This is a genomic window from Photobacterium minamisatsumaniensis, from assembly GCF_050336695.1.
Lineage (GTDB): Bacteria > Pseudomonadota > Gammaproteobacteria > Enterobacterales > Vibrionaceae > Photobacterium > Photobacterium minamisatsumaniensis.
Genome location: NZ_JAKJSI010000012.1, coordinates 54528 through 71775, shown reverse-complemented (window position 1 = coordinate 71775; position 17248 = coordinate 54528). Strand labels below are relative to the sequence as shown.

Sequence of the window (17248 nt, the reverse complement as noted above, 5' to 3'; positions counted from 1 at the left end):
TTAATACTAAGAGCAGAGGTAGCAATGTTACTTCTGCTCTTTTTTTACTTTTTTTTCCTTAACTCATAAGATTGCACACACACCCAAAAGTTAGTTGCACCAGCACAATATCTGTAGGTGTCTTTTTCTACAACGGTTGGGGTACCGGCAAGTGTAAATGCCATTGAGTTAAAGCTAATAGACAGTAATGCAGCAGCAATAAGAATCGTTAGTTTTTTCATATGTGATCTCTCATATGCAATTAATGATTTTCAACCTCTATTTACAGGCGAGGCCTTTCTACATAGTCCGTTATACGTCACAAAAACATGAAAACTCCATCTTCATACATTTGAAATCATAGAACATAATCATTTTTTTCAATTCTTAATAAGCGAATATATTTTAAGCTGTTTTTTACATTTTATAGAATGTATGTAATTTCTAAAATCGGTAAAGTGTGATCAAGTTGGCGAACAGCAATCTTGATAAAGATTGTTTATTGACATGAAATCATTAACTTTTTATTATCAATTTCAAGATTTGGGGCTATAGCTCAGCTGGGAGAGCGCTTCGCTGGCAGCGAAGAGGTCTGCGGTTCGATCCCGCATAGCTCCACCAAATTTATTATAGGTTGTATCATTATTAATACAGTCTATAGGCTTAGAACCTCGCTTAGGCGGGGTTTTTTGCTATCTGAGCCTTGAGACTTTTGCATGGAGTGTAGATAGAGAAAAGGCCCAGCATATTACTATGCTAGGCCTTTGAATTTGATGGCGCTCCCTGCAGGAGTCGAACCTGCGGCCTTCCCCTTAGGAGGGGGACGCTCTATCCAGCTGAGCTAAGGGAGCTTCAAGTATGAACTTGAGTGGCTATTATACAAACTTTTTCAGATATATTAAGCGATTATATTACTTCTGGAGCTGTTTGGTTAGCAAATCGCCAGGTTGAATGCTGCCAGCTAAATCGGGCTGTTCAACAAGTAGCTCTGCCGACTTTTCGTACACGCGATCAACGGTCAGGGTGATATCGGTTTGGATCATTCGATTACGCGGTATACCGTGTTGGTCGATAAACCCAGCGCTATGCCATAACGCAAGGCGATCACCTGATTCTACGCCATGGATGCGGCCTACATTCACTTGCACTGTATTGCCGTAGGTATTAACCACTTCAGGTAAGCTTGCCTTGCAAGATAACGTACTCTCGAGATCAAGCATCATATTACGGCTGACACGTTGTACTGCTTGTCCGTAGCTAGATTGCCAGAATCGCGCGCTGGTTGTATCGAGTTTACTCACGCGAGAGAACGGCCACTCTGCTACTTCTCGGTAATTATTCTGCATTAACATTTCACCGGTTTTGCCATCCATAATTTGAATGTTGGCAGCAAACTGGCGGTTAATTTGATCGCTTCTTAAGAATTTTTGGTCGAGTGTCGAGGTTAAATCCGTGATTTCACCGCTAATGATGTACTGCGCATCATTATCTTCTGCCAGCATGGTCATCACTGACGGTTGGCCCGCTGAAATGGGTACTCGAGTTGTGTTGCTGACAACAAAACTTTGAGAATTTCGCTCTATTTGGCGCTTTAATATTGAAGTGAATGACTCACCGAGTTGGTAAACTCCGCCTAAAGATGCATGTTGTGGATAGCTGATAGCGAACTCGCCGAGCAGTAACCCTTTTTTATATTGTACTTTGTGGCAAGTTTTTGCCGATGGGTACACATCGATACGGGCAGTTAGGTAAACCTTGCCGCTTCTTTTTTGTGTTTTGAGTACCATGACATGGCGAACTTCGTTGCCACTAAACTGATATTCGCTGTGTTCTGTGGCCAGGTAGGGTTGTAGATAGCTAAAGCTGGATATATCAGCACCCGCATAGCTCATCGCTTGAAATACGGCGTCTTCAAGGGCATTTTTTCGAGCGGTACTTTCGCTTTCGAGCTGCACGGCTGTCCCTGTCACCTCAAACCAGGCGGCAGATATCTGCGATGAGAGTAGCAGGCAAAGGCTACCGAGTAAGGTTAAGTATTTTTTACTCATTTATTCCAACTCTGGTCAACTTGGGTATGAAAATTGCTTATGCGTAAGTAGCTAAAGATAAAACTTGCCGTTTCTTGTTGCAACGAACGAATTGCGTTAATAGTAGAGGTTATGCAAAGAGTGTTCCTAGTAGCATTTTTTAGTGTAATCGGTAAAGTTTTTCTTTCTGTGTACGATAACAGGGTAAGAGCATCAAGTCTCTTTTCATCTGGAGCTGGTTAGAATGAAAAAATGGATAGTCCTGATACTGGCGATGATGACCGTATCATGCACATACTCCCCAATATACAATGGGAAGGAACCTTACACAGGAAGTACCTTCTTGTTGAAGGAAACCCCACGTCACACCTTGGACTTCTTTATTGAAGGGATGACGGAACAGCTTGTTACTTCAAACCAGTATTTAACGGCCAAAACACCGTTAGCCGTGACGTCATTTGTTGATTTACAAGAAATGGGCGAGACCAACTGGTTAGGAAACAGTGTAACTGAAAGCTTTATGTATCAAATGCAGCAGCGTGGTTATACCGTGGTCGACTATAAGGCGACAGGGGCTATAAAGGTTACCCCAGATGGTGACTTTTCTATCAGTCGTGATTGGCGCGAGCTTAGCGCAGAGCAGCCTGTTGATTATGTGCTAACAGGCACGATGTTGCGTCAAGGAGCGGGTGTATTGGTTAATGCGCGTATTATAGGTATGCGCTCTCGCGTTGTGATTGCTTCTGCTCAAGGCTTTTTACCTGCAGATAGAATTGGGCGAGATCTTGATACTTTGAATAAAATGCGTATCCAAAACGGTGTGATCATTCGAAATGAAACCGCAACGCATGACCGCAATACTGTGGTGTTAAAACCTTAGGAGTGAATATGCGTTACTGGTTTTTGGTGATTTTGGTTACGCTAGTAGGTTGTCAGCCTTTAGCTGATATTCGCAATGATGATTTAATCACTGCTGTTGGCTATGCCTCTATCAGTGAGCAGCGTGGCCGAACAACTGAAGAAAAGCGTGTCCGAGCAATGCGAGCATCCAAAATAGATGCTTACCGTGAACTCACCGAGCAAGTTTACGGTATGCGCATTAGTGCTAGGGCCGGAATGGAAGATCAGCAGTTAGGGATTGAAAGTACAGACGGCTCTGCCGATGGTATTATTCGTGGTGCAAAAGTGTTGCGCAGTTACCCTGTCGGCGACAGCTTTGTTACTGAGATGGAGCTTGATCTGAAAAAAATGGACCGGATGAAAAAGCATGGTGAAGTTTATCAAGTGCCAACAAATCAAGAGACATTATTCTAATCTACATAGCTTGTATGCCTGAACTGAAAAAGTGAGAGTATAATGCTCTCGCTTTTTTGATCTACAAGGCTACAGAGACGTATTTATGCTTTGATATTCGTACCTAACGAACGGATATTTTGGGCGACACCGTCGCTATTGTAGGTCATTTGCTGCTTCCCACGGCTCTGTTGAAAGAGGTTATTGAGTTTGTGGAAGCTGAGCTGCGCTCGTTGAAGCGCTTCGCCGTTGACTTCATTAATGCCTTTACAGCGTGCAGCCGTCGCTTTGATTTCTTCAACAATGGCGGCTAAATTTGGCTTATCTACTAATTGCTGACGGTTAGGATGACTGGCAATGAGGTGATCTTGCTGCTGCACTTTATGAATCAAAGTGAGCTTATCTGTTGCTAGCTGTGAAATATCCACTGCTTTTCGAGCAACGATCGCGGCTTTTTCTTGCTCCAGTAGGCGAGAGAGTGAGACCAGTGTGGCTTGCTGCAGCTCTAGTAACTGTTCAATAGATTGGGACATGGTTCACTCTCATTAAGGCTTACGCTGAAAGGTATGCTACAAACCGCGCAGTTCATCTTCAAATTTAATCATGTTGGAGGCTAATTTTTCAGCGTCGACAACATAAGAACCGTTACTGATCGCTTCTTTAATTGCAGCGACCTTGGCACTATCAAAGCTTGGTTCAGCAGCGAGTTGCTGGTGGATTTGACCGACAGCTTTACCTTGTGAGCTGAGAGAAACAGCATCATTTTGGTTACCGCCGATAGAAGAGCTAGTGGCGCTCTTGGATGACCCGGTTCCAGCGTTAGACACATTGCTGTGGCTGCTGCGAGATGTTGTCATTGGGTGACCGGATCGAAGTTGATCGATACTTGCCATATAATTAGCCTTTGAACAATATACTAGAGACAGCCTCTACATCGGCAGGGCATCAGTAAACTTTAGTATTAATTGTACCAATATTTTGGCTGTTTCCTCTAGTAATTGACGGTAACTTCACCAACGCTGGTGATCACCGCGTCAATAACCCGCTTTGATTTGGCATTTTGTACACGAATTTGTTCGCCCAAAGACCCATCAGAAAGAGCAATACCGTTAGTAACGATGTTTAGCCCACCGTTACCTGCTTTAATATTTACGGCATCATTACGGCAAACAAGGCAAATATCGCCACCTTGTACTGCATCACCCATATTCACGGTGCGTTTTATTTTAGAACCAATGATTTGCTCTGGACGTTCAAAGACGGCTCCTCGCTGGAAGCGTAATTCAACTTGTTCGACAGTGAGATCATCGGCACTCAGTACCACACCCCGTGCCAAAGGTTTTGTGGCTACAACGCGGGGTAATAATAATTGCGTACGTACGGGAACATAAACCTGCCAATTTTCAGGAACACAATTTACTAACACCGTGACATTTCCCGTCAGCGATTGCTTCCCCGGAATGGTCGCATTGAGCGGTTCAGAGCATTGGCGGAGCCTCAGCCGACTGTCGAGGGTTGCCGCATTTACTTGCAGGGTCCCGCGTTCTGGAACGGTAATGTTTTTTGTCACGAATTCTTCAGCGGTGCGTTGTACTGCAACATTAATATTTTGTGCTGTTGCATTGGCGATTGCGCTAAAGAAAAAAGCAATCAAGCCGATGACAAAGAGTAATAATGGTAAATGTGTTTTTGGGGTCAAGGTTTTCACTCTATGTTTACCAAGTTCGTCGCAAGAATAATGACCGTTGTTCATATCATCAGATGACCTGAACACGATTGAATTTGGTATGATATGCCAATTGTAAAAAAAATTCTTATTGAACACGTATCAAATTATAAAAACGATAACACGGAGTCGCCCTTATGTCTGGGATCCTAGATTCAGTCAACCAACGAACACAGTTAGTCGGCCAAAACCGTCTAGAATTGCTTACTTTTAGGCTTAATAGACGCCAGCGCTATGGAATCAATGTATTCAAAGTTAAGGAAGTGCTTCAGTGCCCGAAACTGACCACCATGCCTAACTTACACCCATTGGTTAAAGGTATTGCCCATATTCGGGGGCAAACTATTTCAGTGATTGATATGAGCCTTGCAACGGGTGGGCGTCCAATTACCGATTTAGATAATTGCTTCGTCATTATTTCAGAGTTTAATCGTTCAATTCAGGGTTTCTTGGTCTCATCTGTTGAGCGCATTATCAATATGAATTGGGAATCTATTTTGCCGCCGCCGAAAGGGGCTGGTAAGGACAATTATTTAACGGCTGTCACTGAGATTGACAACGAGCTGGTTGAAATACTTGATGTCGAGAAAATTCTTGATGAGATTTCCCCTGTAAATACAGATATTACAGGCACGGTTTTAGAAGATCTCATCGAACATATGCCTGCAGTACGTCGTGTACTTGTTGCTGATGACTCAAGTGTTGCACGCAAACAAATCCAGCGTGCCATTGAAGCCATCGGTTGTGAATGTGTACTGGTTCAAGACGGTAAAGAAGCAATTGAAAAGTTGCGTGAAATGGCAAAAGAGTCGAGCATCTATGAGCAATTGGCGTTAGTGATTTCAGACATTGAAATGCCTGAAATGGATGGTTACACCTTAACGGCTGAAATTCGTAATGATCCACAGCTGAAAGATTTACATGTTATCCTCCATACTTCCCTGAGCGGTGTATTTAACCAAGCCATGGTTGAGCGAGTTGGGGCGAATGCCTTTATTCCGAAGTTTAACCCTGATGAACTTGGTGCTGCAGTAAAAGCGGCAATGCCAGAAAAATAATTAAGTTAGAGTAGTAGATGACAGCTATAACAATAAACGATCAGGAATACCGTGACTTTTGCCGTTTCCTTGAAGCGCAGTGCGGTATTGTACTTGGCGACAGTAAGCAATACTTAGTACGTAGCCGCTTGAGTCCGTTGGTCAGCCGATTTTCGCTATCATCACTGTCTGAGTTGCTGAAGGTTGTGGTTTTGGGTCGAAATAGGGAACTTCGGGTTGCCGCTGTCGATGCGATGACAACCAATGAAACGCTATGGTTTCGTGATACCTATCCCTATACGGTATTGGCTGAAAAACTATTACCTGAACTGGCAGCCAATAAACGACCGTTAAAAATATGGTCATCAGCCAGTTCTTCAGGCCAAGAACCTTACTCGATTGCTATGACGATACTGGAAACTCAGAATCGACGACCTGGCATGCTCACCAGCGGCGTTCAAATCACAGCAACGGATATTTCGCAAACCATGCTCGATACTTGTCGAGCGGGTGCTTATGATAATTTGGCCCTGAGTCGTGGCCTATCACCCGAGCGTCGCCGAATATTCTTTGAGAATAATGGTGATGGTCGAATGAAAGTTAACGATAAGGTGAAGCGAATGGTCAATTTCCGTCCGCAAAACCTAAAAGATAGCTATGCCTTGCTGGGTAAATTCGACATTATTTTTTGTCGAAATGTATTGATTTATTTCTCACCAGAAATGAAGGCCAAAGTGCTTAATCAGATGGCTATGAGCTTAAACCCAGGTGGTTACTTATTGCTTGGGGCATCAGAATCGTTAACAGGATTAACGGATAAATTTGAAATGATCCGTTGTACCCCTGGGATTATCTATAAGCTAAAGTAGTAGCTTTCTCGTCTATATCCCTAGATGGCGAGCTTCATATAACAAAGAGAGAGGCTGCTCTCTCTTTGCCTTTCTTGATTGTATCTCCTTCATTAATAAAACTTGGCACAACCTTTGCTTTTATATTCATAACGAATTATGGAGGCAGATATGTCTATTTCTTTTGATAAAGCATTGGGTGTACACCAACACACGGTCGGTGTTCGTGCGAAGCGCGCAGAAACACTGGCGAGCAACCTTGCCAATGCAAATACGCCGGGCTACAAAGCAAAAGACGTCGACTTTCAGCGAGCATTGAATGCGGCAACATCAGAGGCAAAGATTGGCCTTAGTCGCACCAATGGTCGGCATATCTCTGCCTCTACAACGGTAATGGGTGAGCAAAAATACCGTGTACCAAACCAGCCAGATACTGGCGATGGAAACACCGTTGATGCTCAGCTAGAACAGAACCTATTTATGCAAAACTCGCTGGAATATCAAGCATCGCTTGACTTCTTGGGCTCAAAATTCAAAAACCTGAGCAAGGCATTGAAAGGAGAATAATCGATGAGTTTGTTTAATATTTTTAATGTCTCCGGCTCAGCAATGAGCGCAGAATCTGTGCGTTTGAACACCACTTCAAGCAACCTTGCTAACGCCAATAGCGTAAGCAGCTCTGCTGATGAAACATATAAAGCGCGCCATCCTATTTTTGCTGCGGCCCTTCAGAGCGCGAGTTACCAGCGTGAAGACAGTGTGCCAGTGCAAGTGAAAGGGATTGTCGAAAGCCAGAAGCCTTTGCGTGCTGAATATAACCCCGATCACCCACTTGCTAATGGTGAAGGGTATATCTACAAGCCTAACGTAAACGTGATGGAAGAAATGGCCAACATGATTTCAGCTTCGCGTTCATACCAAAGTAATGTCCAAGTCGCAGATGCCAGTAAGCAGATGCTGATGCAGACATTACAGATGGGCAAATAAGGATAAGGAGTAACGGTTATGAGCAGTATTAATGGCGCAGGCTCTGGCAGCTTATCTTATCTTGACCAGCTTAAGGGCATGCAAGAGAAAAAGTTACAGGAAGATAATAAAGCGACAGGCCAAAATGAGCTGAAGCAAGAAGACTTTTTGTCGCTATTGACCAAGCAATTAGCCCAGCAAGATCCATTTAAACCCGTGGGTAACGATCAAATGATTGCCCAAATGGCTTCATTTGCCACGGTTGATGGTATTAACCAAATGAATGAGCAGTTTGGTAATCTGAACTCCGCCATGACATCGAATCAGGCTCTTCAAGCCTCATCGTTAGTTGGGCGTGATGTTCTGATCCCAAGCTCAACCAGCGTCAAAGCTGCTGAAGGTGCGATGGGCGGCATGGTGAACCTACCACAGGCACTCGATAACATGATGGTTCGTGTTGAAAATGAACAGGGTCAGTTATTAAAAAGCTTTGATATGGGAGCTAAACCACCGGGCGAGCATCGCATCGAGTGGGATGGCACCGATGAAAATGGCAATGTATTGCCGGAAGGCCGCTACACATTAAAAGTAGCGGGTCTGGTCGGCGGCGAAAGCCGTGAGTTTGATGTGTCGACTTACGCCAATGTAAACAGCGTGTTGCTGGGTAATGGTGATGGCAACGTCATGCTAAACCTTGCGGGTTTTGACTCGCCATTCAAACTTTCCGACGTTCTTGAAGTCGGCCAGGTATAACCGGTAATTAGGAGATTCATACTATGGGATTCAATATTTCACTGAGTGGGATCGGGGCATCACAAAAAGACCTCAATACCACCAGTAACAACATTGCCAATGCAAATACCTTCGGCTTTAAAGAGTCACGCGCAGAGTTTGGCGATGTATATTCAAGTTCAATTTTCTCGAACGCTAAAACGACAACAGGCGGTGGTGTACAAACCTCGGTTGTTGCTCAGCAGTTCCATGAAGGCTCGAGTGTTTATACCAATAACCCGATGGATCTTCGTATCTCTGGGGGCGGTTTTTTTGCTGTCGCGGATGACAAACTACAGCCCCAGAATAATAGCTTGACCCGAAATGGTGCTTTTCATCTAAATAAAGACAACCAAATTGTAAACTCGGAAGGTCAGTACTTATTGGGTTATCAGGTTGATCAAGAAACCGATCAGGTAACGTCATACGAAGCACAAGCACTAAGGGTGCCGGATCAATTTGGTCAGCCTCGTGAGTCCCAAAACATTAATATTGGTGTGAATTTGCCAGCGGCCGATCCGGCAAAAGATCCGTCGAAGTTTGATTTCAATGATCAAACTAGTTACAACAAGTCGACGTCGTTAACGATGTATGACTCATTAGGTCAGCCATACAAAATGACGACCTATTATGTGAAAGACAATGGTGGTGATACATCCGCGCAAGTGGATGAAAATGGTAACCCCGTTGAAGCTGCCCCAGGATCTGAAGCTGAAAACCGCTGGGCAGTCTACTACACCGTGACCGATGCCACTGGTGAAAAGGCTGTTGATGTTAATATGACACCGGATGGTGACGGTGAAGTGGCCTCGGGTGATGCCAATGGTCCTATTGGTAATGGCCATCAAGGTCACTATATGGACTTTAATACCGATGGTTCAGTGAAATCGATAAACAACGGTAATCCGATTGTGACACAGGCTCTAGGTTTACCTGTGGAAGAAGGCGGTGCTGGACTTGAAATGAACGGCGCCAATGCAAATCAGACCTTGTCAGTCAATTTTGATGAGCCGACTCAATATGCTGCCCCGTTTGAAATTCGCCGCTTTAATGAAGATGGTGCGACAACAGGCTACCTTGCAAAGGTCGACGTTGATGCTAAAGGTTCCATTGTTGCGACATACAGCAACGGCGAAAACGTCACCTTAGGACGGGTTGGTATGGTGCGTGTGCCCAATGAGCAGGGCCTAGTATCGAAAGGTGGTACCCAGTGGGTGGCTAGCCAAGATTCGGGAGCCGCTATATGGGGTGAAGCAACGCAAGGGGCATTTGGTGCGATAAAAAGTGGTACGCTTGAACAATCGAACATCGATATGACTCAAGAGCTGGTTGACTTGATCACCGCTCAGCGAAACTTCCAAGCAAACTCCCGTGCATTAGAAGTTGATAACCAGCTGCAACAGACTATTTTACAAATTCGTTAACTGCTTTTCCTTTCTTTTGCCATCATTGCCGCCTCGTTATGTAGGCGGCAATGCGTTTCCGTATTCGTCATAATATTGGCGTGATTCGAATGTATCCTTCAATATTTAACCTCTAATCATCTGATATAAAACAACTTATATATGCTGGCATAATTATTGCTTTAAGATCATTGAATTGTGATTGGAGAGTCGATAATGGATCGTGCACTGTATTTAGCCATGAGTGGCGCAAAGCAAGATATGTATGGAATGCAAGTGCATGCCAATAACCTTGCTAATGTGAGAACAACAGGCTTCCGTGCCGATCTTGAGCAGGCAAGAAGCATGCAAGCTTATGGCGAAGGCTTGCCAAGCCGTGTATTTGCCATGACAGAAAACCCAGGGCAAGATTTTTCCCAAGGCGCGGTGATGACGACGGGACGCGATCTCGATGTCACCGTTGAAGGAGAAGGGTGGTTAGCGGTACTTGATGCCTCCGGTCAAGAAGCCTATACCCGTGCTGGAAACCTTAAAATTGATGAAACCGGTATGTTGCAAAACGGCAGCGGTAATTTGATGCTTGGTGAAAACGGCGGTCCAATTTTCATTCCTCTTCCAATCAATAAAATTGAAGTTGGCAACGACGGAACCATCTCTGTATTACCTCAAGGCGCGCCACCTGAGGCAATGGAAATTGTTGATCGGCTAAAACTCGTACGTCCAGATAATCGTGAGCTGTATAAAGATATCAACGGCCTATTTAAATCAAAGAACCCTGGTGAAATCTTTGATGCCGACGCGAGTGTTTCGTTGTTAAAAGGCGCGTTAGAAGGCAGCAATGTCAATGCGGTGGGTGAAATGACCAGCATGATCGACCTTCAACGTCACTTTGAAATGCAAGTCAAATTAATGAAAACAGCAGAAGAAATGGATGCCGCGTCCACATCACTGCTGCGTTTAGGCTAAACCGATAAAAGGAACAGAACATGCATCCAGCTTTATGGGTAAGTAAAACCGGTCTTGACGCCCAGCAGACGAATATCTCGACCATTTCTAATAATCTGGCCAATGCCTCAACGGTGGGCTTTAAGAAGAGCCGTGCAGTATTTGAAGATCTGTTTTACCAAAACATCAACCAACCGGGTGGTCAATCAACACAAGACACCGAATTGCCAACAGGCTTGATGCTCGGTGCGGGCTCGAAGGTTGTTGCTACTCAAAAAGTTCATACGCAAGGTAATACCCAAACGACCAACAATGCGATGGATATGATGATTGAAGGCGAAGGCTTCTTTCAGGTTCTGATGCCAGATGGCAATATGGGTTACACCCGAAATGGTCAATTTACAATTAACGCCGAAGGCCAATTAGTCACCACTGGCTCGGGTTACTTAGTACAACCTGAAATTGCGATACCGGAAGATGCCGTCGGCATTACGGTTGGTACTGACGGTGAAGTATCTGCGCGTATTAGAGGCCAGCAAGAAAATCAGGTACTTGGTCAGCTCACGACGGTTGCCTTTATTAATCCAGGCGGCTTAGAGCCAATCGGCCAGAACCTATTCTTACCTACAGGCGCGAGTGGTGATGCTCAAGAGGGTGTACCTGGCTTGGAAGGGCTGGGTTCAATTCGCCAATCTATGCTTGAAACTTCGAATGTTAATGTTACTGAAGAACTGGTTAACATGATTGAAGCGCAGCGAGTTTATGAAATGAACTCGAAAGTGATTTCAACGGTAGATCAGATGTTAAGTTACGTGAACCAGCAGCTTTAACAGGGTAGAGCAGCAATGAAAAAGTGTTTAGTGGGTTTAGTTATTCTTTTGTCTGGCTGTGTGCAGATGCCTGATGATATCGAATCTGATGTCGCTCAAGCGACAACCAATGTGGATGCCGTCGAGGGGACGACTCAAGAAAGCGGTGGCTTGGTTGACATGATGCGCCGCCGGGAAGACCCTCAGGTTGATGATCCCGCTTGGGCGAGTATTCGACCACAACAAACCCCTGAACATTATGCGACTGCAACAGGCTCGCTGTTCAGTACAACACATGTACAAGATCTTTACGATGATACCAAACCTCGCGGTTTAGGTGACATCGTGACAGTTATGCTTGAAGAAAAAACCCAAGCGAAAAAGAGTGCAAGCTCAGACTCCGACAAAAAAACTGATATGTCGATGGATCCACTTATGCTCGGTGGGCAAGAAGTGAATATTGGGAGTCGCGATCTGTCGTATGAAGTGAGCAATGCCAATAAATTTGCGGGCAGTACCTCGGCAGATCAAAGCAATAGCCTGACGGGCTCAATTACTGTAGAAGTTATTGAAGTCCTACCCAATGGTAACCTCCTGATAAGAGGCGAGAGGTGGTTGACGCTAAATACTGGGGATGAATATATTCGCCTTAGTGGCACAATACGCCCAGACGATATCACCCAAGAAAATACGATCCCTTCGATTCGTATTGCCAATGCTCGAATTCAATATTCAGGCACGGGTGAGCGACAAGATACTCAGGAGCAAGGCTGGCTGGCTCGCTTCTTTAACGTCAGCATTTAATAAGGCTCAATTGTGAAACTGCAAACATTTTTATATGGTTTAATTCTTTTGATTGGGTTACCGGTTCAGGCTGCCCGTATTAAAGATGTCTCGGAAGTCGCTGGCGTTCGGAGTAACCAATTAGTGGGTTATGGCTTAGTTGTTGGCTTGCCGGGAACCGGCGAAACAACGCCTTTTACCGATCAAAGCTTCAACGCCATGCTACAAAATTTTGGTATTCAATTACCACCGGGCACACGGCCAAGAACCAAAAATGTCGCAGCAGTTGCCGTAAATGCAACGTTGCCCCCCTTCACTAAGCAAGGGCAATCCATAGATGTCACGGTATCGTCCATTGGTTCTGCGAAAAGCTTGCGTGGTGGTACGTTGCTACAGACCTTTCTGAAAGGCCTTGATGGCGAAGTGTATGCAGTAGCGCAAGGCAGTTTAGTGGTTGGTGGATTTAGTGCGTCAGGCGCGGATGGCTCGAAAGTGGTTGGTAACACGCCAACCGTTGGACGAATTACTAATGGCGCCATGGTTGAACAAGAAGTACCAAATCCATTCGGTCGTGGTGACTTTTTGACCTTCAACCTGTTTGAGTCTGATTTTACTACCGCTCAGCGTATGGCGGATGCCGTAAATGAATTTTTAGGGCCACAAATGGCGTCTGCTGTTGATGCAACCTCGGTACGTGTTCGTGCTCCGCGTGATGTCAGTCAGCGAGTAGCATTCCTTGCGACGATTGAAAACCTTGAGTTTGACCCTGCAGACGGCGCGGCAAAAATCATTGTTAACTCTCGAACGGGTACCATTGTTATTGGTCAGCATGTGAAGCTTAAGCCCGCTGCAATCACTCACGGCGGCATGACGGTTTCAATTAAAGAAAACTACTCGGTTAGTCAGCCTAATGCTTTTTCTGGTGGTGAAACGGTTGTTGTACCCAATTCAGATATTCAGGTGACAGAAGAAGATTCCCGTATGTTTAAGTTTGAACCAGGGGTTTCGCTTGATGAGCTAGTACGGGCGGTTAATCAGGTCGGTGCAGCGCCGTCTGATTTAATGGCAATTCTCCAAGCACTTAAACAGGCTGGGGCAATTCAAGGTCAATTGATCATTATCTAATGATGATTAGAGAGTCATAATATGAAAACAACATCGCCCGGTTTTATTCATGATATATCTAGCCTCGACCGCTTACGAGCCGGCATTGGTGAAGATGATGATAAATCGTTACGTGCTGCTGCAGAGCAATTTGAAGCGATTTTTACCCAGATGTTGTTTAAATCCATGCGCCAAGCGAATGAAGCTTTTGAATCTGACTTAATGAGCAGTAGCAATTCAAAGTTCTTTGAGCAAATGCATGATGAACAGATGGCCAGTGAGCTAAGCTCCACGGGATCGCTCGGGTTGGCCGATTTAATTGTGCAACAACTTGGTGATGAAGAGTCTGCAGCTCCGGTGGCAGAAAGCAATGATGAGTTTGAAATTCGTCAAGTGTTCAACGATGCGCCATTGCGCTTACCCGTTGATGCAAAAGGCAATAAACCTGACCATGCTACGGTAGAGAAAGCTGCCAGTGATGCGTTTGCTGAAATTCAACAAAAGCAGCGGCAACAAGCATTGGCAATAGGGGCAACAACGGTTGCCGCTCCTCGTCAGCAAGAGGTAGGTTTTGAAACCCCTAAAGATTTTGTCTCTCGGATGCAGCCTTATGCCGAAAAAGCCGCACATGCACTGGGCACCGATCCTTCAGTGTTGATTGCTCAGGCTGCACTGGAAACCGGCTGGGGCAAGAAAGTGATTAAGAATGCTGCGGGTTCAAGTAATAACTTATTTAATATTAAGGCAGATCCTCGTTGGTCTGGTGACAAAGTAGCGACCAACACCCTTGAGTTTCACGACGGTATTCCTGTTCAAGAAAAGGCGGCTTTCCGATCTTATAACTCATACCAAGATAGCTTTAATGACTATGTGCAGTTTCTAAACAACAACCCGCGCTATTCCAAGGCGCTAGAGCAGCCTGCCGATCCGTCTCAATTTATACGTAATTTGCATCAAGCTGGTTATGCAACTGACCCAAATTACTCTGACAAAATTATCAATGTCATGAATACCGTAAAAGGGTTAATGCAATAAAAGCAACACCCCCCCTGATCTCTGCCGATATTTAAAAGCTGTTTCAACACTTTTATTCTATTAGCTGCGAGTACTGAGGTATTTTCGTTTATAACTCGATGACATAACGAGTAATGGCATCGCCATGAAAGTCACGATGAACCCGAGACCAAAGGAGTAATTCTCCAAGATGAGTACGCCTAACGTACTGATGACGAAGCTACCGAGCATCATTAAACATATCAGTCTGTGGGTGTAGGGGTGTTTTAGTGAATATTTCGCATACGCTCTAATTAGCATTCCATTGCCTCAGCTGCAGCTTTTTATTGATGTGATTATGATGATTTATTATTAATCTTATTATTAACCTTATTATTGCTCTATGTGAATGTAATTAATGTATTAATTGTAATTTATGATGCATATTTCACATGTTGGCTTTGTTTATGTGCACTGATTGCGTACTTGCGATCTGATTTTGATGTCTACTTCCTCTTTTCTTTACCACTCATAAAGAGTCGGCAACAGCTTGCCTCACAATTATCTAAATTGTTTAAATTCAACATGATAAGGCGTTTATTTTTTTGGAATGATTTTTGCATTAAACAGTTTGGATTATTTAATTTGTTTCTGACCGACTGGAGGCTTCATGGCGTTTGACTTGCTCAATATGGGCTCGCAAGGTTTATTAACTGCCCAACGACAGCTTAATACGACCAGCCATAACATTAATAACGTCAATACCGAAGGGTATAGCCGTCAGTCTGTTGTGCAGCAAGCCAACGACCCTATTTGGTGGGGGGGCAATCAGTATGGTACTGGTGTACATGCGGCAGAAGTTCGCCGCGGGTATGATCAGTTTGCCACCAATGAATTGAACCTGACGACAACCAATTTAAGCTATGCCAATGAGCGAGAAGGGCAATTAGGCCGTTTGGATAACATGCTTGCAAACAGTGCCAAGAAAATCCCCGAAGACATGAACAATTGGTATGACGCGATTAAGGCAATGTCCGATACACCAAATGATATCGGTGGACGAACGGTCGTGTTAGAAAAAGCCAAAATGGTCACTGCTGGGCTAAATGATAATTTTGATGTGTTATCGCGCCAGCAATCTGAAACCAGCCAAGTGCTTTCTCGTACGCTTAACCGTGTGAATGATATTGCGAAAGAGCTGGCTGAGGTACATAAAGGGTTGGTGAAAACCCCAATTTCTGGACACGATAATGACTTGCTTGACCGCCATCAGAATCTAATTAATGAGTTGTCAGAATATACAAAAGTAACCGTGACGCGTAAGAACGATGAAAGCTTTAACGTCATGATTGGCAGTGGGCACACATTGGTTTCAGGAATAGAAGCCAGTGAATTACGCATGGTCAATGGCAAACCTGATCCTCAGCAGACCCAGCTTGCAATTGTTGAAGGCCAGTCGATGAAGACGATCAACAATGATGACATTGGCGGCAAAATGGCCGCTTTATTTCAATATCGTGATGAAACCCTTTCCCACGCGATGGATGAAATGGGCCGAATTGCCATCGGCTTTTCCCACTCCGTTAATGAGTTACAGCAACAAGGCTTAGACTTAAACGGTCAAGTCGGTAGCGAGATGTTCCGTGACGTAAATGATCCTGCGCTTGCCGCTTCTCGCGCAATGCTACCTGCAGGCTCAACGGCAGATTTAAAAGTGTACGTCGAAGATTTAAATGCGTTAAAGATTGGTGAATACGATCTGGCATTTGATGGCAGCCAACATACCTTAACCATGCCGGATGGTACTCATCAGAAAGTGATTCCCAGCGGTAATCCAGCGGCTTTTGCTATTGATGGTTTTCGTGTCGAGATGGATGCGCCAATGCGCGCGGGTGAAAAAATCATTCTTCGCCCTACACGAACCGGTGCTGGTGATATCAGTATGGCCATGTCCGATCCGGCAAAAATTGCCGCTCAAAGTTATTTAAGCTCTGCCAGTAAGACGCAAGGTGAGGCGGAGTTTGGTATCACTCGCAAAGGGGCATTAAATGAATTTCAGGTGGCGGTATCACCTGATGCCAGCCAGTTTGCGGTATTAGACATGAAAGGTAATATCTTGCAGCAACCGCAAGCTTACCCACCGGCTGGTGAGGTAATTGTTGGCGGTACCGGCTTTACCTTGTCGAACGGTGCAGTTGGTGGTGATGTTTTTGCTGTCAACTTGAATGCAGCCGACGGCGACAATGGTAATTTGATCAAAATGCAAGGCTTACAAACCAGCAAGATGATGAATGAAGGACGTTCAACAGTCATTGATGTCTATCAGGGCTTAAATACGGAAATGGGTGTGCAAAAAGCATCAGCCTCTCGATTAAAAGAAGTCGGGCTTGTCGAAAAACAAGCTGCAGAGGGCCGAGTCGCTGAAATTGGCGGTGTAAACCTTGATGAAGAAGCCGCAAACATGATGAAGTTTCAACAAGCTTATATGGCATCATCGCGAATAATGACCGTGGCGAATGAAACCTTTGATACCTTGCTGAATGCATCCCGTTAAGGAGACTGAC

At 44.8% G+C, this 17248-nt stretch carries 19 protein-coding genes and 2 tRNA genes; 15 read left to right on the top strand and 6 right to left on the bottom strand.

Features of this window, described 5'->3' with window-relative positions; translation table 11 throughout:
* Window positions 1-44: 44 nt before the first annotated feature.
* On the bottom strand, window positions 45-221 hold the full coding sequence (locus tag L4D78_RS04110; RefSeq protein ID WP_428465774.1) for a hypothetical protein: 177 nt from the start codon (window positions 219-221) through the stop codon (window positions 45-47).
* Between the two features lie 303 nt (window positions 222-524).
* On the opposite strand from L4D78_RS04110, the gene L4D78_RS04105 reads away from it, so the two are divergent.
* Window positions 525-600 (top strand) — tRNA-Ala (locus L4D78_RS04105).
* A gap of 153 nt (window positions 601-753) precedes the next feature.
* Here L4D78_RS04105 and L4D78_RS04100 read toward each other — a convergent pair.
* Window positions 754-830, bottom strand: a tRNA-Arg gene (locus L4D78_RS04100).
* 60 nt (window positions 831-890) lie between these two features.
* Window positions 891-2027 carry a flagella assembly protein FlgT gene (locus L4D78_RS04095; protein WP_428465773.1) on the bottom strand — a complete coding sequence of 379 codons (1137 nt, stop codon included), beginning with the start codon at window positions 2025-2027 and terminating at the stop codon, window positions 891-893.
* A gap of 223 nt (window positions 2028-2250) precedes the next feature.
* On the opposite strand from L4D78_RS04095, the gene L4D78_RS04090 reads away from it, so the two are divergent.
* Entirely contained in the window at window positions 2251-2886 is a 636-nt protein-coding gene (locus tag L4D78_RS04090) for a FlgO family outer membrane protein (RefSeq protein ID WP_428465772.1), read from the top strand.
* Between the two features lie 8 nt (window positions 2887-2894).
* On the top strand, window positions 2895-3320 hold the full coding sequence (locus tag L4D78_RS04085) for an LPP20 family lipoprotein (RefSeq protein WP_428465771.1): 426 nt from the start codon (window positions 2895-2897) through the stop codon (window positions 3318-3320).
* Between the two features lie 83 nt (window positions 3321-3403).
* Here L4D78_RS04085 and L4D78_RS04080 read toward each other — a convergent pair whose 3' ends face one another.
* The 3 genes from L4D78_RS04080 to flgA form a co-directional block, all read right to left on the bottom strand.
* Entirely contained in the window at window positions 3404-3832 is a 429-nt protein-coding gene (locus L4D78_RS04080; RefSeq protein ID WP_428465770.1) for a flagella synthesis protein FlgN, read from the bottom strand.
* Window positions 3833-3868: 36 nt separating this feature from the next.
* Window positions 3869-4192 carry a flagellar biosynthesis anti-sigma factor FlgM gene (gene flgM, locus L4D78_RS04075; RefSeq protein WP_428456073.1) on the bottom strand — a complete coding sequence of 108 codons (324 nt, stop codon included), beginning with the start codon at window positions 4190-4192 and terminating at the stop codon, window positions 3869-3871.
* A gap of 98 nt (window positions 4193-4290) precedes the next feature.
* Window positions 4291-4998 carry a flagellar basal body P-ring formation chaperone FlgA gene (gene flgA, locus L4D78_RS04070; protein ID WP_428465899.1) on the bottom strand — a complete coding sequence of 236 codons (708 nt, stop codon included), beginning with the start codon at window positions 4996-4998 and terminating at the stop codon, window positions 4291-4293.
* A 164-nt stretch (window positions 4999-5162) separates the two neighbouring features.
* Between flgA and L4D78_RS04065 the strand changes: the two genes are divergently transcribed.
* The 12 genes from L4D78_RS04065 to flgK all read left to right on the top strand — a co-directional run bounded on the left by L4D78_RS04065 (window position 5163) and on the right by flgK (window position 17238).
* Window positions 5163-6083 carry a chemotaxis protein CheV gene (locus tag L4D78_RS04065; protein ID WP_428465769.1) on the top strand — a complete coding sequence of 307 codons (921 nt, stop codon included), beginning with the start codon at window positions 5163-5165 and terminating at the stop codon, window positions 6081-6083.
* A gap of 17 nt (window positions 6084-6100) precedes the next feature.
* Complete coding sequence (locus L4D78_RS04060) at window positions 6101-6931, top strand: CheR family methyltransferase (RefSeq protein ID WP_428465768.1); 831 nt, start codon at window positions 6101-6103, stop codon at window positions 6929-6931.
* 150 nt (window positions 6932-7081) lie between these two features.
* Window positions 7082-7477 (top strand): flagellar basal body rod protein FlgB, encoded by a 396-nt coding sequence (flgB, locus tag L4D78_RS04055; protein WP_428456076.1) that lies wholly within the window; start codon window positions 7082-7084, stop codon window positions 7475-7477.
* Between the two features lie 3 nt (window positions 7478-7480).
* Window positions 7481-7897, top strand: a complete 417-nt coding sequence (gene flgC, locus L4D78_RS04050; RefSeq protein ID WP_428465767.1) for a flagellar basal body rod protein FlgC — start codon at window positions 7481-7483, stop codon at window positions 7895-7897.
* A gap of 18 nt (window positions 7898-7915) precedes the next feature.
* Window positions 7916-8629: a flagellar hook assembly protein FlgD gene (flgD, locus tag L4D78_RS04045; RefSeq protein ID WP_428465766.1), complete on the top strand. Its 714-nt coding sequence runs from the start codon at window positions 7916-7918 to the stop codon at window positions 8627-8629.
* Window positions 8630-8652: 23 nt separating this feature from the next.
* Window positions 8653-10071, top strand: coding sequence for a flagellar hook protein FlgE (gene flgE / locus L4D78_RS04040; protein WP_428465765.1), 1419 nt, complete (start codon window positions 8653-8655; stop codon window positions 10069-10071).
* 195 nt (window positions 10072-10266) lie between these two features.
* Window positions 10267-11016 carry a flagellar basal-body rod protein FlgF gene (gene flgF / locus L4D78_RS04035; RefSeq protein ID WP_428465764.1) on the top strand — a complete coding sequence of 250 codons (750 nt, stop codon included), beginning with the start codon at window positions 10267-10269 and terminating at the stop codon, window positions 11014-11016.
* 20 nt (window positions 11017-11036) lie between these two features.
* The gene (gene flgG, locus L4D78_RS04030) at window positions 11037-11825 is read left to right on the top strand and encodes a flagellar basal-body rod protein FlgG (protein WP_428465763.1); all 789 of its coding nucleotides are present in this window, start codon (window positions 11037-11039) and stop codon (window positions 11823-11825) included.
* Window positions 11826-11840: 15 nt separating this feature from the next.
* Window positions 11841-12608, top strand: coding sequence for a flagellar basal body L-ring protein FlgH (flgH, locus tag L4D78_RS04025; protein ID WP_428465762.1), 768 nt, complete (start codon window positions 11841-11843; stop codon window positions 12606-12608).
* A gap of 12 nt (window positions 12609-12620) precedes the next feature.
* Window positions 12621-13712 (top strand): flagellar basal body P-ring protein FlgI, encoded by a 1092-nt coding sequence (locus L4D78_RS04020; protein ID WP_428456083.1) that lies wholly within the window; start codon window positions 12621-12623, stop codon window positions 13710-13712.
* Between the two features lie 21 nt (window positions 13713-13733).
* Window positions 13734-14726 (top strand): flagellar assembly peptidoglycan hydrolase FlgJ, encoded by a 993-nt coding sequence (gene flgJ / locus L4D78_RS04015; protein WP_428465761.1) that lies wholly within the window; start codon window positions 13734-13736, stop codon window positions 14724-14726.
* 628 nt (window positions 14727-15354) lie between these two features.
* The gene (gene flgK / locus L4D78_RS04010; protein ID WP_428465760.1) at window positions 15355-17238 is read left to right on the top strand and encodes a flagellar hook-associated protein FlgK; all 1884 of its coding nucleotides are present in this window, start codon (window positions 15355-15357) and stop codon (window positions 17236-17238) included.
* Window positions 17239-17248: the final 10 nt, after the last annotated feature.